Raw genomic sequence first — 14,753 nt, forward strand, 5'->3', positions numbered from 1 at the left:
TGCGGCTGGCCCGAAATTCGAAGTGTGGCCAAATGGAAGCATCTGGCCACCATTCGCAGTGGCAGGCTGAAGGCTTCTCTCGACTCTGCCGTGCGCTTTTCCTAGTTTGCCGCCGGTTAAAGGCGGCGGCTTATGAAGAAATACATACTACTCCTGGCGGGTCTTGCGCTGGCGGCGGCGGTGGCAACGGCGGATGCCGCAACCATGGTGCCGCCGGGCAACCGCAACAGCGTGCAGCCGGATATTCCGGGCGCCTCCAGCCGGCGCACCCAGGCCACCAACACCACCTTCCAGGCCAAGTACCGCAAGGTCTATGCGCTGTTGCAGAACGACGCCGACCTGCGCGCCAAGATCAGGAAGGCGGCCGCCGCCTACGGCATCGATCCGATGCATATCGTTGGCGCCATCGTCGGCGAGCACACCTACAATGTCGATGCCTATGACCGGCTGCAGACCTACTACGTCAAGGCGATCTCCTATCTGTCGAGCAAGCTGACCTTTGCCTATGAGGGCGAGGACGTCACCGACTTCATCCAGCGGCCGCAATTCAAGAAATGCGCCGGCATGAGCGACAGCTACGATTTGTGGGAATGCCGCGAAGAGGTCTGGAACCATGAATTCCGCGGCAAGACTGTCGGCGGCGAGGATTTCCCCAACGACCGCTTCGGCGCCACCTTCTTCCAGCCTTACTATGCCGGCCAGACTTTTGGCCTCGGCCAGCTGAACCCGCTGACGGCGCTGCAGATGAGCGACCTGGTGCACAAAGTCTCGGGCCTGCCCAAGCTCGATGTCGGCGATCCCAACACGGTCTACAAGACCATCATGGATCCGGACCTGACGCTGCCTTATGTCGCCGCGACGATCAAGAAGTCGATCGATGCCTATAGGAACATCGCGGGCTTCGATATCTCGCACAATCCGGGCCTGACCGCGACGCTATACAACGTCGGCAATCCAGAGCAGCGCGCCTATGCGCTGAAGGCCGAGAACGACAAGCGCCGCGCCGCGGGCGAGCCGGAAAAGCTACCCGAGGAGAACTATTACGGCTGGCTGGTCAACGACAAGCTGGACGAGCTGAAGGCGCTGTTCTAGCCGTTTCGCTCACGCCGCCAGCAGCGATTTCAGCTTGACCGTCTGCGATCCGAGCGCTTCCGGCGCCGGGCTCGCCCGTTTGGCAATCAGCATTTCCGCCAGGCGGATGTCGCGCGCCACGGCGTTGCCGGGGCCGATGCCGCTGGCGGCGACCAGCCGTCCGTCTTGCGCCAGATGGAACAGGATGAAGGCGCCGTCGTCGAGATCGCGCCGCACGGTTGAGCGGCCTTCGTCCGAAAGCCCGGCGATCTGCAGCGTCAGCCCATACTGATCCGACCAGAACCACGGCACGGCGGCATGCGCCTCGTCGGCGCCCAGCATGTTCCTCGCGGCCAGCGCGCCTTGCTCCTGCGCGTTGCGCCAGGCTTCGAGCCGCACCCGCCGTCCGCCATAGACGACGAGAGGAAACGAGCAGCAATCGCCGGCGGCAAAGATATCCGGGTCGGCCGTGCGCAAATGTTCGTCGACGGCGATGCCGTTGTCGATCGCCAGCCCGGCCTCGCCGGCCAGCGCCGTCACCGGCACGGCGCCGATGCCGATCACCGCGAGATCGGCGGCGATCTCCTTGCCGTCGGCAAGCGTGATGCGAACCTCTGCGCCGTCATCGGCGATACCGGTGATCCCTTGACCGGCCAGAATGTTTACGCCTTGAGCTTCGTGTTCCTTATGGATGATTTCCGCGATTTCCGCCGGCACGCCGCGCATCAGGATGCGCGGTTGCGCCTCGATGACCGTCGCCGCCGCGCCGAGCTTGCGCGCTGAGGCAGCCAGTTCCAGCCCGATGAAGCCGCCGCCGATAATGGCGACGCGGTTTCCGGCGCTGAGATGAGCCCTGATGGCCAGCGCATCGTTGAAGGTCCTGAGATAAACGCAGCGTCCGCCCAGCCCCGCCATCGGCAGCTTGCGCGGCACCGAGCCGGTGGCGATGAGCAGCCTGTCATAGGCAAGCGAAGTGCCGTCCGACAGCCGCACCTGGTGCGCGGCCCGGTCGATGGAAACGGCCCGGACGGAATGGATGTGCCGTATGGAGCGTTCGGCGAAGAGTTCGTCGCTGGCGATGGCCTTGATGGCCGGCGCCTCGGCTGTCATCGCTTCCTTCGACAAAGGCGGCCGCTCATAGGGCAGATGCGGTTCGTCGCCGACCAGCGTCACCGGCCCTTCGAAGCCGAGATCGCGCAGGGCGAGCGCGGCCCGCCCGCCGCACTCGCCCGCGCCGATGATGACCATCCCCGCCATGGCATCACCCGATCTGGATGAGGACTTTGCCGGCGTCGACCTTGACCGGATAGGTCTTGAGGTTGACGCAGACCGGCGCACCGCGGGCGGCGCCGGTCTTGTAGTTGAAGCGACCATTATGCTTGGGGCATTCGATGATATCGTCCATCACCAGTCCGTCGGCCAAATGCACCTTTTCATGCGTGCACAGGCCGTCGGTGGCGAAATACTCGTCGTCCGGACTGCGATAGATCGCGAACGTGCGGCCGGCATGGTCGAACCGCATCACGTCCTCTTCGTCGATATCGTCGGCCGCGCAGGCTTCGACCCAGTCGCTCATCTCGTCCTCCCGAAAATCATGGATGTCTCGAATGTCACTCGGCCGCGGCGGCCATCGGCGTGTCGCCGTGCAGGTCGTCGCGATAAGGCCGCGCCGTCGGCGGCAGCGCCCGCTTGAGGAAATAGTCCTCGTTGCGCAGCTGGCGCAGGAAGGCCGGGATCATTTCGCGATAGCCGGCCAGGATCGACGGCGTCGGCGCCGGCAGATCGTGCTTGATCAGTTCATGCAGCTTCGGCAGCGCGTGATAAGGCACCATCGGGAACATATGATGCTCCACATGGTAGTTCATGTTCCAGTAGATGAAGCGGCTGACCGGGTTCATCAGCACCGTGCGGCTGTTCAGCCGGTGGTCGGTCACATTGTCGGCGAGCCCGCCATGCTGCAGGAGGCCGGTCAGGACGTGATGCCAGGCGCCGTAGAGGCGGGGCAGGCCGATCAGCATCAGCGGCAGCCACGAGTGCATATAAAGCGCCAGCGCGATCGTCGTGAGATAGATGGCAAGCCAGATGCGGGCCACTCGAATAGCCTTCGGCTGCTCCTGCTCGGGAATGAAGGTCTTTTCCGCCGCGCCGATGACGCCTGCAGCGTTGCGCACCATGTCGACCATCGCATGCCAGGCATCGAGAACGCCGAAGAAGTTCAGCACCACGCGCAGCAGGTCCGGCGGCCGCATGACGGCGATCTCCGGATCGCGACCGACGATGACGGTGTCGGTGTGGTGGCGCGTATGGCTCCAGCGCCATGTCACCGGATTGCGCATGATCATGAAGCAGGCGAGCTGGTAGACGGCATCGTTCATCCACTGGGTGCGGAAGGCGGTGCCGTGGCCGCATTCGTGCCAGCGGGAATCGGTCGAGGAGCCGTAGAGCGTGCCATAGGCGAAGAAGAACGGCACGCACCACCAGCTTCCCCAGAACCAGATGCCGCCGGCCGCGCTGACAGCGAAGGCAGCCAGCCAGATGATGGTGTCGCGGATCGCCGGCTGGTCGGAGCGCTGCATCAGCTCCTTCATCTGCTTGCGGGGGATGTCGGTGTGGTACCACTCGGCCGCCGCCAGCCCGTTCTCTACCGCGCGCTGGGCGTCGCGTCCGATCAGGCTGTAGTCGCGCGGAGTTGCCGCCGAAGAGGTCATTGCCGTCATTGGGATTCCTCCATCAGCCGCCGGCGGAGGCTCTTGGCCTTGCATCGTCCGCACAACGCTGGTTTCGACTTCACCATACCGCCGAGCTATGATAGCTTCAACATCACAAAGATAGTTTCTATCATTTCCTATCAGAATGAGCTATCGTGACTCGGGCAAAGGTGGAGCATCGATGGCAAAGCGGCCGACCATTACCGATCTCGCGCGCGTCTCGGGCCTGAGCGTCGCGACGGTCGACAGGGTGCTGAACAACCGCTTGCCGGTGCGCGAGGACACGGCGCGCCGCGTCTACGAGGCCGCCACCGAGATCGGCTATCACGCGGCCGGGCTGATCAAGCAGCGCATGCGCCAGGAACTGCCGGAATACCGTCTCGGCTTCCTGCTGCTCAGGGGCAACGACGTCTTCTATGGCGATTTCGCCCGCGAGCTCGAGCTGGCGGTGGCGCAGTCGCAGCGCTTCCGCGGTGTCGCGACGATCGATTTCGCCGCCACGCTGGCGCCCGACGAGATCGCCGCGCAGATGCGCAGGCTGGCGGCGAAATCCCGCGCCATCGCCGTCGTCGGTCCGGATCACCCGACGCTGACGGCGGTCGTCGAGGCGCTGAAGGCCAAGGGTCAGCCGGTCTTCTCGCTGCTGTCGGATTTCGCCGCCGGCATCCGCGAGGGCTATGTCGGGCTCGACAACCGCAAGGTCGGCCGCAGCGCCGCCTGGATGATCGCCAAGGCCGCGCAGAAGCCGGGCAAGGTCGCGCTCTTCGTCGGCAGCCACCGCTTCCATGGCCATGAATTGCGGGAGATCGGCTTCCGTTCCTTCTTTCGCGAGCACGCGCCGGACTTCACCGTGATGGAGACGCTGGTCAATCTCGAGGCCAATGACGTGACGCATGACGCCATGCTCGATCTTCTGGCGCGCCATCCTGATCTCGTCGGCTGCTATGTCGCCGGCGGCGGCATGGAGGGCGCGGTCTCGGCGCTGCGGGCGGCAAGCCCGGCAGAGATGCCGGTCGTCATCTGCAACGAGATCAATGCGGTCTCGCGCGCCGCGCTTGCCGACAACATCCTCACCATGGTGATCTCGACGCCGCTGGCGGCACTTTGCCGGGAACTGCTGGTGCTGATGGCGCATGCAATCGAAAGCGGCGCGGCCAATGCGCCCGGTCAGACCTTCCTGCCCTTCGATATTTTTCTCCCGGAAAATATCTGACACCCGAGAAAATGATGTGATCCATCAGATGATGGATTTCTTTCATGTTCGCGCCGTCGGCAAAATCCCGGCCGATGGGCATGACCTTCGATCCTGCATCAATCAGTCGTGAGATTCCGGCATGTTCATTCCGAATCGCCCTTGACGTCTCACCCTGAAATGGAATAAATATTTCACCAACTAGGTATTTTGGTTCTTTCGTTCCGGAACGTCTGTTTCAAACAGGGAGGCCGGCGTTCCATCGCGCCGCCGGAGCGAAAAGGCCGCAGGGAGAGATTCCCCGGAGCAAACCGGGGATTCCGGTTCAATGGGTGCAGCCGGACACCGCGTGGAGGAGATATAAAATGAAAAAGCTGCTTTTGGGCGTCGCGCTTTCGGCGCTGATGTGCTCATCCGCCTTCGCCGCCAAGATCGGCGTGTCGATGGCCAAATTCGACGACAACTTCCTGACCGTGCTGCGCAACGGCATGATCGAGCAGGCCAAGGGCATGAGCGGCGTCGAGCTGCAGGTCGAGGACGCGCAGAACGACGTCGCCAAGCAACTCGATCAGATCAAGAACTTCGCCGCCTCGGGCGTCGACGCCATCATCGTCAACCCGGTCGACACCTCGGCCACCCAGGCGATGTCGGATGCCGCCGCCGCCGCCAAGATCCCGCTGGTCTATGTCAACCGCGAGCCGGTGAACGTCAATTCGCTGCCCGAAAACCAGGCCTTCGTCGCTTCGAACGAGGCCGATTCCGGCACGCTCGAGACCAAGGAAGCCTGCCGCCTGTTCAAGGAAGCCGGCAAGAAGGAAGCCAATGTCTATGTGATCATGGGCGAGCTTTCCAACCAGGCCGCCGTGCAGCGCACCAAGGACATCGACGATGTCATCGCCACGCCGGACTGCAGCTTCATCAAGATCATCGACAAGCAGACCTCGAACTGGAACCGCGACGAAGCGCAGAACCTGATGACCAACTGGCTGTCGACCGGCAAGAAGTTCGACGGCGTCATCGCCAACAATGACGAAAGCGCCATCGGCGCCATCCAGGCGATGAAGGCCGCCAACATCGACATGAAGTCGGTTGTCGTCGGCGGCGTCGACGCCACGCAGGACGCGCTGGCCGCGATGCAGGCGGGCGATCTCGACGTGACCGTCTTCCAGGACGCCGCCGGCCAGGGCGCCGGCGCGCTCGATGCGGCGCTGAAGCTCGCCAAGGGCGAGAAGGTGGAACGCAAGGTCTATGTGCCGTTCCAGCTTGTCACCCCGGCCAACATCGACAAGTTCCTGAAGAAGAACTGAGGCGAGCGCATCGCCGGCGCAATTCCGGGAAAAGCCTGAAGCGGTTTCCGGAATTGCGCCAACACAAAGAGAGAGCGGCGTACCCGATAAAAACAACAGCGCCGCCCTCTGCTTTCCTCACCGCCCGCACGGGCGGGAGGGCAGGTGCGGCCTGACGGAGGACAAGACATGGCACAGACATCTCATGGCATAGGCGGGCTCACCTATGATGCGAAGAAGCGCGCATGGCCGGCCGAGTTCAACGTGTTCCTCGCGCTCATCATCCTGGTGGCCATCTTCGAGTTGATCGGCCGCATCTTTCTCGGCGACTCTTTCCTGTTCAACACCCGCACAGACGTCTCAGGCATCTTCAACGAGGCGCGCCTGCAGATCATCATCCTGCAGGTGTCGATCGTCGGCATCATCGCCATCGGCGTCACCCAGGTGATCATCACCGGCGGCATCGACCTGTCCTCCGGCTCGATCGTCGGCGCCACCGCCATGATCGCCATGAGCTTCGCGCAAGTTGCGACCGTCAACGGCAATCCGAACCCCAAGGCGATGTTCCTGGCCCAGGGCTGGACCGACCTGCCGGTCATCGTGCCGGTTCTGGTCGCGGTCGCCTGCGGCATGGTCGCCGGCCTGATCAACGGTTCGTTGATCGCCTACACGCGCATTCCCCCCTTCATCGCCACGCTCGGCATGATGATCACCGCGCGCGGCATAGCCAAATGGTGGTCGAAGGGCCAGCCGATCTCGTTTCCGACCGACAGCTTCGCCGCCATCTCGACGGGGTCACGGCCGGTCATCATCTTCATTGCGCTGGCGATCCTGTTCCAACTGATCCTGACCTACACGCGCTACGGCAAGCATTGCTACGCCATCGGCTCCAACGAGGACGCCGCGCGCATGTCCGGCATCAAGATCGCCAACCACAAGATCCTCGTCTACACCATCGCCGGCATCCTCGCTTCGCTCGCTGCGGTCGTGCTCTGCTCCAAGAACCTGACCGCGCAGTCCGGCATGGGCGTGATGTACGAGCTCGACGCCATCGCCATGGCGGTCATCGGCGGCGTGTCGCTGTCGGGCGGCCGCGGCTCCATCATCGGCACGGTGATCGGCGCGCTGATCTTCGGCGTCATCATCTCCGGCTTCACCTTCCTGCGCCTCGACGCCTACTATCAGGAGATGGTCAAGGGCGTGATCATCGTCGGCGCGGTGGTTCTCGACCAGTGGCGTCAACGCATGCGGGCATTGAGGGCTTGACCATGAGCGACATCGTTCTGAAGACCGAAAACCTGACCAAGCGCTATGGCGGCGTGCATGCGCTGGAAGGCGCGAATTTCGAGCTGCGCAAGGGCGAGCATGTCGCCATCATGGGCGACAACGGCGCCGGCAAGTCGACCTTCGTGCGCCAGATCACAGCCGTCGAGCAACGCACCGACGGCAAGATCTGGTTCGACGGCAAGGAAGTGAACTTCGCCGGCCCGATCGCCGCCCGCGAGGCCGGCATCGAGACCGTATTCCAGAACCTGGCATTGGCCGACGACCTCGACGTGCCGTCGAACCTGTTCCTCGGTCGCGAAAAGGTGCTGTTCAACCTCGGCCCGTTCTCGATCCTCGACCGCAGATATATGCGCAAGGCGACCGAAGCCGCACTTGTGCGCACCGCGGTGAAGATCCCGAACCTGTCGAGCACCATCCGCCACATGTCAGGCGGCCAGCGCCAGTGCGTGGCGATCGCCAGGACCGCGACCTTCGCCTCCAAGCTGATCATCATGGACGAGCCGACGGCCGCACTCGGCGTGCAGGAGACGGCGCAGGTCGAAAACATCATCCGCACGCTGAAGCAGAATGGCGAGCCGCTGATCCTGATCAGCCACAACATGCGCCAGGTCTTCGACCTGTGTGACCGCATCGTCGTCTTCCGGCGCGGCAAGATCGTCGCCAATCTGCGCAAGGAAAACACCGACGGCCAGGACATCGTAGCCTACATCACCGGCGCCAAGACCGGGGAGGCGGAGCTGGCCGCCGCCTGATAGGCAGGACGGCTAACCGGCTGCGATTCGCCGGCCATGACCAATCCCCGCGCCCGATGGGCGCGGAACCATTTCAAACCACCTTCGAGGACATTCCATGACACTCCGCTTCGCTCTTCTCGGCGCCGGCCGCATCGGCAAGGTGCATGCCCGCGCCGTCGGCTCCAACCCGCAGGCCAGGCTGGTGGCCGTGGCCGACGCCTTCGAGAAGGCGGCGACGGAGCTTGCGGCCGCCTATGGCGCGGAAGTCCGCACCATCGACGCCATCGAGAAGGCGAAGGACATCGACGCCGTCATCATCTGTACGCCGACCGACACCCATGCCGATCTGATCGAGCGCTTCGCCAAGGCCGGCAAGGCGATCTTCTGCGAGAAGCCGATCGACCTGTCGGTCAAGCGCGTCGAAAAATGCCTGGCCACGGTCGAGAAGACCAAGGCGACGCTGATGGTCGGCTTCAACCGCCGCTTCGACCCGCATTTCGCCGCCGTGCGCAAGGCGATCGATGACGGCGCCATCGGCACCGTCGAGATGGTCACCATCACCTCGCGCGATCCGGGCGCCCCGCCGCTCGACTATATCGCCCGTTCCGGCGGCATTTTCCGCGATATGACCATCCATGACTTCGACATGGCTCGCTTCCTGCTGGGTGAGGAACCTGTCGCCGTCAGCGCCCACGCCTCGGTGCTGGTCGACAAGAAGATCGGTGAAGCCGGCGACTACGACTCGGTCAGCGTCATCCTCGAAACCGCGTCCGGCAAGCAGGCCGTCATCTCCAACTCGCGCCGCGCCACCTATGGCTACGACCAGCGCATCGAGGTGCATGGCTCCAAGGGCATGGTCGCGGCCGAGAACCAGCGGCCGGTGTCGATCGAGCTCGCCAACGACAAGGGCTACACCCGCCCGCCGTTGCACGATTTCTTCATGACGCGCTACCTCGACGCCTACGCCAACGAGATTGCCGCCTTCATCGCCGCGGCGACGTCGGGCAAGAAGGCAGCGCCGAGCGGCGCCGATGGGTTGGTTGCGCTGAAGCTCGCCGATGCAGCGCTGAAGTCGGCCAAGACCGGCAAAGCTGTGTCGGTCTAGACCAGGATTTTTGCTGAGAAATACGATGGCCGCGCAACTGAAGTTCTCGCTGAACCACATGGCGACCCCCAGGCTCGACTGCCGTGCGTTCCTCGATCTCGCAGCCTCTCTTGGCTGTATCGGTGTCGAACTTCGCAATGACCTGGCCGACAAGAAACTGTCGACCGCCGCATTTTTCGACGGCGAAGCGCCGACAGTGATAGGCAGCTACGCGCGATCGAAAGGGCTTCGGCTTCTCGGATTGTCGGAAGCTTACGGCTTCAACACATGGTCCGATGGAATGCGCGCAAAAGTGCAGCTGCTGATCGACCAGGCCGCGCAAGCCGGCGCCGAGTCGATCAGCCTCATTCCGCGTAACGACGCGCCGCAATATGCGGCAGGCGAGCGCGATGAGGCGCTACGCCGCTCGCTCGGTGAAATCCTGCCGATGCTGGCGAGAGCCGGTCTTGTTGCGCTGATCGAACCGCTCGGCTTCGTCACGTCGTCGCTGCGCCACAAGGCTGACGCCATCGCCGCGATCGAGGCTGTTGGAGGGGAGGCGCATTACAAACTCGTGCACGATACCTTCCACCATCACCTCGCAGGTGAGCGCGATATCTTCCCGGCATACACCGGCATTGTCCATATCTCCGGCGTCGTCGATCAGGGGTTGAGCACCGAGCAGATGCAGGACGGGCATCGGATCCTTGTCGATGATGGGGATCGGCTAGGCAATGTCGACCAGATAAGTGCTTTGCTGGACAACGGCTATGCCGGCGCGTTCTCCTATGAGCCGTTCTCGACAGAGGTCCACCGGCTGGCAAACCCGGCCGAAGCGATCGGCAGCAGCATGGACTTCATCCGCGGCAGTCTTGAGGCTACTGGGCAGCTTACGGATGCGACGTCAGGCAAGACCGCTCGCCTAGACAAGTAAGAACTGAACTCCGACCCTGGGAGCAGCGCGATGAGCACATCAGCCGATCGCAATTCGAAGACGCGCGCCATCGTCACCGGCGGCGCGCAAGGCATCGGCTTTGCCGTCGCCGAGGCGCTGGCTGACGAGGGCTGCCGCGCCCTGGCGCTCATCGGCCGCTCACAGGAGAAGGGAGACAAGGCGGTCGCGGCGCTGAAGAAGAGCGGCGTCGACGCCATCTTCATCAGCGCCGATGTCGCCAAGGTCGCCGATTGCAAGCGCGCCGTAGCCACGGCAATCGCGCACTTCGGCACCATCAACGCGCTGGTCAACGCCGCCGCCACCTCTGCGCGCGGTTCGCTGGTCGAAACATCCGAGGAGACCTTCGACCAGATCTTTCAGACCAATGTGCGCGGTCCGTTCTTCCTGATGCAGGGCGTGGTGGCGCATCTCCTGGAAAAGAAAGCGCCGGGTTCGATCGTCAATGTCCTGTCGATGGCGGCGCATTGCGGCCAGTCCTTCCTGGCGCCCTACTCCTCCAGCAAGGGCGCGCTGGCGACGCTAACCAAGAATGTCGCCAGCGCCTACCGGAAGAACCGCATCCGCTGCAACGCGGTGCTGCCGGGCTGGATGGACACCGAAGGCGAGGCGATCGTGCAGAAGAAATGGCACGACGCGCCGGAAGACTGGCTGGAAAAGGCCGAGGCCTCGCAGCCCATGGGCCAGCTGGTCAAGCCGGCGCAGCTCGCCAGGCTGATCACCTACATGATCAGCCCGCAGGCCGGCGTCATGACCGGATCGCTGGTCGACTATGACCAGAACATCGCTGGCCTGATTGGGGAATAGAGGCAGCCGAGTAGTCTCACGGTCCGGGTGACCGAGGGTGCGGGCTCAAGCCCACCCTTGCCTGTTGCCGCGACATCGCCGTTCGCCCATAGTCATGATTCTCTGAACAAACATGGGGGTGGGTTGATGTCTGCGCCCAAAGACAACAGCTGGACTATTGCAGCGGCAAAAGCTCAGTTCGCCGAGGTTGTCGAGCGGGCGCAGCATGTGCCGCAGACGATCACCAGAAACGGCAAGCCAAGCGTGGTCGTCGTGTCGGCTGAAGAATGGCTTCGAAGGACCGGGCGAAAGGATACGCTTGCGGGATTCCTGTTGGAGTCGCCGCTGCGCGGCTCCGATTTGGACCTTGAGCGTCAACGCGACGAACCGCGTGATCTGCGGCTGTGAGCCGCCATTCACTTCGTCATCCACGGGCGGAGCAAGGAGCGAAGCGACGCGCGCAGACCCGAGGATCCATTCCGTTACGTCCGAGCGGTGCCAACGGTCCAGAATTCTGGCCCGTCGCATTTTTCGGCCAAGGTCACGGAATGGATCCCAGGGTCTTCGCGACGGAGCTTCGCTCCTGCTCCGCCCTGGGATGACGAAGTCGCGAGGGTCGGCCCATCCAGAATTAGCCGCCATCAACCCCGTGACAAACGCCTGCGCATCGACTATATGACCCGCATGATCAACCTGTCCGCCACCTATTGGTACTTTAGCAGCTCGCTGGCGGCGGGAGGATTGCGCTCGATCTGAAAATTCCAGATCAAAATCCGACAAGCCGCCAGACCTGGCGGCTTTTTTGTTTCAGCCGGCAGGTCTCCTAACCCAGGAGCAGAAAGCCGTGTTGACCACCACAGACGACCTTCGGGTCACCGAAATCAGAGCCTTGAGCACGCCCGACGAGGTGATGCGCGAGATACCGCGCTCACTCACCGCGACGCGCACCGTCGCCGCTTCGCGCAACGCAATTCATTCCATCCTTACCGGGGCCGACGATCGACTGCTTGTCATTGTCGGCCCTTGTTCCATCCACGATCCGGTCGCGGCCGTTGACTATGCCAGCCGTCTGGCGGCGCTGCGCGAGACCCTGTCCGACCGGCTCGAGATCGTCATGCGCGTCTATTTCGAGAAGCCGCGCACCACGGTCGGCTGGAAGGGGCTGATCAACGATCCCGACCTCGATGGCAGCTTCAACATCGAGAAGGGCTTGCGCATGGCGCGCAATGTGCTTTCGGCGGTCAACAATCTCGGCCTGCCGGCGGCGACCGAGTTCCTCGACATGACCATCCCGCAATACATCGCCGACCTCGTCGCCTGGGGCGCCATCGGCGCGCGCACCACCGAAAGCCAGATCCATCGCGAGCTGGCGTCGGGCCTCTCCTGCCCGGTCGGCTTCAAGAACGGCACCGACGGGAATCTGCGGATCGCTGGCGAAGCGGTGAAGTCGGCCGCCCAGCCGCATCATTTCATGGCGGTGACCAAGGGCGGCCGCAGCGCCATTGCCGCCACCACCGGCAATGAGGACTGCCATGTCATCCTGCGCGGTGGCGTCCAGCCGAACTTTGACGCGGCAAGCGTCGATGCGGCGGCGATCGAGCTTGGCCGCATCGGCATCGCGCCGCGGCTGATGATCGACATCAGCCACGCCAACTCCGCCAAGAAGCCGGAGAACCAGCCCAAGGTCGCGCATGACGTGGCCGGCCAGGTGGCGGCGGGCGACGAGCGCATCATCGGCGTCATGATCGAAAGCAACATCGTTGCCGGCCGACAGGATGTCGTGCCCGGCAAGCCGCTGACCTACGGCCAGAGCATCACCGACGGCTGCATCGACTGGGCGACCACCGAGACGGTCCTGCACGGCCTCGCCGGCGCCGTCGAATGGCGCCGGTCGGCCAAGCGCGAGATGCTCGCGACCCGCCAAGGCGCGGCTTGAGCCCTCTTCCTTCTCCCCTTGTGGGAGAAGGTGGCTCGGCGCGCAGCGCCGAGACGGATGAGGGGCGTGAAGGAACGCGGCGTGGGCCTTTGATGCTCACGCCGCCCTCAAGCCCTCCCAAGCGGTGAACAGGGCAACCGCGAACAAGAGCAACCCGGCCGCTCGCCCCGTCAGGATGGTTGCCTTCGGATTGTCGATCAGCAGTCCACGGCTGCGGCCGGCGGTGACGGCGAGCCCGCCATAGATCGCCGCCTGCGTGGCAACCGTCAGCAATCCCATCACCGTGGCCTGCATCCAGATCGGCCCGTAAGCCGGCTTCAGGAACTGCGGATAGACGGCAAGGATGAAGAGATAGGCCTTCGGATTGATCAGGCAGGTGACCAGGCCTTGCCGAAACGCCTTCCAGGAAGAGCGGCTTCCCGTGGGTCCGTCATCGCCGACGGTGATCGAACTGCGCATCAGTGAAATGCCGATATAGGCCATATAGGCGGCGCCGGCGATCAAGAGCGGCGTGAACAGGACCGGCACGAAATGCATCAGCAGGCCGACGCCGATCGCGCCGTTCAGCGTATGCACCGCGCCGCCCAGCATGATGCCGCCGGTGGCGGCCAGCCCCCTGTTGCTGCCGCCGGTCAGCGCATTGGCCAGCACGAACAGCATATCCATGCCCGGCACGATGATGATGCCGAACAGCAGGATGAAGAAGAGCCAGAGGTTTTGTGCATAGTCCATGTCAGTTGCCTGTCGCCTCGCCCGGTCGTTTCGTTGCGGAATCTGTTGATTTTCAAGCCGATAGGCGGCTCTATAGGTGATTCCAACTGACGAGGGTGTGTCAGTTGCGTTCCGGCCGGGTGAGAAAAAATGCGCAAGGCCTCGCGCCTGTTCGAGATCATCCAGATCCTGCGGCTGGCCAAGGGGCCGGTGACGGCGGCGACGATCGCCGAGCGGCTGGAAGTGACGGTGCGCTCGGTCTATCGCGATATCGTGGCACTGCAGGCGATGCGCGTGCCGATCGAGGGCGGGCGCGGCATCGGCTACATATTGCGCCCCGGCTTCGACCTGCCGCCGCTGATGTTTTCGATCGAGGAGATGGAGGCGATCGTCTTGTCGCTGGCGCTGCTTGAACGCACCGGCGACAGCGAGCTCAAGCAGGCGGCAAAGCGCGTCGTCGCCAAGATCGCCGGCGCGGTGCCGGCGCCCTTGCGGCAGACGCTAGACGCCAACGCGCTGCATGCCTGGGGCTTTGCAGCACCGTCCGCCGCCGCGATCGATCTCGCTCTGGTCCGCCGCGCCATCCGCGACGAGGAAAAGCTCGACCTGTCCTATCGCGACGAAGCCGGCCGCGCCACGCGGCGCGTCATCCGCCCGATCGCGCTGATCTACTATGCCGAGACGGTGAACACCGTGGCCTGGTGCGAATTACGCCAGGCCATCCGCAACTTCCGCAGCGACCGCATCGAGGATTGCTTGCCGACCGGCCTGTGGTTCAAGGGCGAAGGCGACCGGCTGCGGCAGATATGGGTGGATGGTTGGGAGATCAATGCGGCAGTTGGCGCCTAACGCGATTTCCCTTCTCCCCTTGTGGGAGAAGGTGGATCGGCGCGCAGCGCCGAGACGGATGAGGGGTGTTCCAGCGGAGTGAGACGCCGGCTTTCCCTGGAGCACCCCTCATCCGTCGCCCTTCGGCGACACCTTCTCCCACAAGGGGAGAAGGGGA

General features: G+C 63.7%; 15 protein-coding genes. 11 read left to right on the top strand and 4 right to left on the bottom strand.

The genetic code is table 11. From position 1 onward, the window contains the following. The first annotated feature begins 132 nt into the window (after window positions 1-132). On the top strand, window positions 133-1,092 hold the full coding sequence (locus tag FJ988_RS11505) for a DUF1402 family protein (protein ID WP_140817578.1): 960 nt from the start codon (window positions 133-135) through the stop codon (window positions 1,090-1,092). Between the two features lie 9 nt (window positions 1,093-1,101). Here FJ988_RS11505 and FJ988_RS11510 read toward each other — a convergent pair whose 3' ends face one another. Genes FJ988_RS11510 through FJ988_RS11520 form a run of 3 tightly spaced genes read right to left on the bottom strand, consistent with a single transcriptional unit; the run spans window position 1,102 to window position 3,788 of the window. Beyond that, window positions 1,102-2,328: an NAD(P)/FAD-dependent oxidoreductase gene (locus FJ988_RS11510; protein ID WP_140817580.1), complete on the bottom strand. Its 1,227-nt coding sequence runs from the start codon at window positions 2,326-2,328 to the stop codon at window positions 1,102-1,104. A gap of 4 nt (window positions 2,329-2,332) precedes the next feature. Then, window positions 2,333-2,647 carry a MocE family 2Fe-2S type ferredoxin gene (locus FJ988_RS11515; RefSeq protein WP_140817583.1) on the bottom strand — a complete coding sequence of 105 codons (315 nt, stop codon included), beginning with the start codon at window positions 2,645-2,647 and terminating at the stop codon, window positions 2,333-2,335. Between the two features lie 34 nt (window positions 2,648-2,681). Beyond that, entirely contained in the window at window positions 2,682-3,788 is a 1,107-nt protein-coding gene (locus FJ988_RS11520) for a fatty acid desaturase family protein (protein WP_181183505.1), read from the bottom strand. A 172-nt stretch (window positions 3,789-3,960) separates the two neighbouring features. Here FJ988_RS11520 and FJ988_RS11525 point away from each other — a divergent pair, with 172 nt between their 5' ends. The 9 genes from FJ988_RS11525 (at window position 3,961) to FJ988_RS11565 (ending at window position 13,036) form a co-directional block, all read left to right on the top strand. Further along, entirely contained in the window at window positions 3,961-4,992 is a 1,032-nt protein-coding gene (locus tag FJ988_RS11525; protein WP_140817586.1) for a LacI family DNA-binding transcriptional regulator, read from the top strand. Between the two features lie 344 nt (window positions 4,993-5,336). Beyond that, window positions 5,337-6,278, top strand: a complete 942-nt coding sequence (locus FJ988_RS11530) for a sugar ABC transporter substrate-binding protein (protein WP_140817588.1) — start codon at window positions 5,337-5,339, stop codon at window positions 6,276-6,278. A gap of 168 nt (window positions 6,279-6,446) precedes the next feature. Next, window positions 6,447-7,523, top strand: a complete 1,077-nt coding sequence (locus FJ988_RS11535) for an ABC transporter permease (protein ID WP_140817590.1) — start codon at window positions 6,447-6,449, stop codon at window positions 7,521-7,523. Window positions 7,524-7,525: 2 nt separating this feature from the next. Then, window positions 7,526-8,296 carry an ATP-binding cassette domain-containing protein gene (locus tag FJ988_RS11540; RefSeq protein WP_140817592.1) on the top strand — a complete coding sequence of 257 codons (771 nt, stop codon included), beginning with the start codon at window positions 7,526-7,528 and terminating at the stop codon, window positions 8,294-8,296. 97 nt (window positions 8,297-8,393) lie between these two features. Next, window positions 8,394-9,383: an inositol 2-dehydrogenase gene (gene iolG, locus FJ988_RS11545; RefSeq protein ID WP_140817594.1), complete on the top strand. Its 990-nt coding sequence runs from the start codon at window positions 8,394-8,396 to the stop codon at window positions 9,381-9,383. 25 nt (window positions 9,384-9,408) lie between these two features. Beyond that, a complete protein-coding gene (locus tag FJ988_RS11550) occupies window positions 9,409-10,296 on the top strand; it encodes a TIM barrel protein (RefSeq protein ID WP_246688513.1) in 888 nt (295 codons plus the stop codon). A 30-nt stretch (window positions 10,297-10,326) separates the two neighbouring features. Beyond that, window positions 10,327-11,121 (top strand): SDR family oxidoreductase, encoded by a 795-nt coding sequence (locus FJ988_RS11555; RefSeq protein ID WP_140817596.1) that lies wholly within the window; start codon window positions 10,327-10,329, stop codon window positions 11,119-11,121. A gap of 126 nt (window positions 11,122-11,247) precedes the next feature. Beyond that, a complete protein-coding gene (locus FJ988_RS11560) occupies window positions 11,248-11,508 on the top strand; it encodes a type II toxin-antitoxin system Phd/YefM family antitoxin (protein WP_140817598.1) in 261 nt (86 codons plus the stop codon). A gap of 436 nt (window positions 11,509-11,944) precedes the next feature. Beyond that, a complete protein-coding gene (locus FJ988_RS11565; protein ID WP_140817600.1) occupies window positions 11,945-13,036 on the top strand; it encodes a 3-deoxy-7-phosphoheptulonate synthase in 1,092 nt (363 codons plus the stop codon). A 96-nt stretch (window positions 13,037-13,132) separates the two neighbouring features. Here FJ988_RS11565 and FJ988_RS11570 read toward each other — a convergent pair whose 3' ends face one another. Beyond that, complete coding sequence (locus FJ988_RS11570; RefSeq protein ID WP_140817602.1) at window positions 13,133-13,768, bottom strand: LysE family translocator; 636 nt, start codon at window positions 13,766-13,768, stop codon at window positions 13,133-13,135. 129 nt (window positions 13,769-13,897) lie between these two features. Between FJ988_RS11570 and FJ988_RS11575 the strand changes: the two genes are divergently transcribed. Beyond that, window positions 13,898-14,596, top strand: coding sequence for a YafY family protein (locus FJ988_RS11575; protein ID WP_140817604.1), 699 nt, complete (start codon window positions 13,898-13,900; stop codon window positions 14,594-14,596). Window positions 14,597-14,753: the final 157 nt, after the last annotated feature.

The organism is Mesorhizobium sp. CU3, assembly GCF_006442965.1.
In the GTDB taxonomy this organism is placed as follows: domain Bacteria; phylum Pseudomonadota; class Alphaproteobacteria; order Rhizobiales; family Rhizobiaceae; genus Mesorhizobium.

Bases quoted from the DNA above. Each gene is read 5' to 3' on its own strand.
- FJ988_RS11505 (WP_140817578.1), top strand. From the start codon at position 133: ATGAAGAAATACATACTACTCCTGGCGGGTCTTGCGCTGGCGGCGGCG.
- FJ988_RS11510 (WP_140817580.1), bottom strand. From the start codon at position 2,328: ATGGCGGGGATGGTCATCATCGGCGCGGGCGAGTGCGGCGGGCGGGCC.
- FJ988_RS11515 (WP_140817583.1), bottom strand. From the start codon at position 2,647: ATGAGCGACTGGGTCGAAGCCTGCGCGGCCGACGATATCGACGAAGAG.
- FJ988_RS11520 (WP_181183505.1), bottom strand. From the start codon at position 3,788: ATGACGGCAATGACCTCTTCGGCGGCAACTCCGCGCGACTACAGCCTG.
- FJ988_RS11525 (WP_140817586.1), top strand. From the start codon at position 3,961: ATGGCAAAGCGGCCGACCATTACCGATCTCGCGCGCGTCTCGGGCCTG.
- FJ988_RS11530 (WP_140817588.1), top strand. From the start codon at position 5,337: ATGAAAAAGCTGCTTTTGGGCGTCGCGCTTTCGGCGCTGATGTGCTCA.
- FJ988_RS11535 (WP_140817590.1), top strand. From the start codon at position 6,447: ATGGCACAGACATCTCATGGCATAGGCGGGCTCACCTATGATGCGAAG.
- FJ988_RS11540 (WP_140817592.1), top strand. From the start codon at position 7,526: ATGAGCGACATCGTTCTGAAGACCGAAAACCTGACCAAGCGCTATGGC.
- iolG (WP_140817594.1), top strand. From the start codon at position 8,394: ATGACACTCCGCTTCGCTCTTCTCGGCGCCGGCCGCATCGGCAAGGTG.
- FJ988_RS11550 (WP_246688513.1), top strand. From the start codon at position 9,409: ATGGCCGCGCAACTGAAGTTCTCGCTGAACCACATGGCGACCCCCAGG.
- FJ988_RS11555 (WP_140817596.1), top strand. From the start codon at position 10,327: ATGAGCACATCAGCCGATCGCAATTCGAAGACGCGCGCCATCGTCACC.
- FJ988_RS11560 (WP_140817598.1), top strand. From the start codon at position 11,248: ATGTCTGCGCCCAAAGACAACAGCTGGACTATTGCAGCGGCAAAAGCT.
- FJ988_RS11570 (WP_140817602.1), bottom strand. From the start codon at position 13,768: ATGGACTATGCACAAAACCTCTGGCTCTTCTTCATCCTGCTGTTCGGC.
- FJ988_RS11575 (WP_140817604.1), top strand. From the start codon at position 13,898: ATGCGCAAGGCCTCGCGCCTGTTCGAGATCATCCAGATCCTGCGGCTG.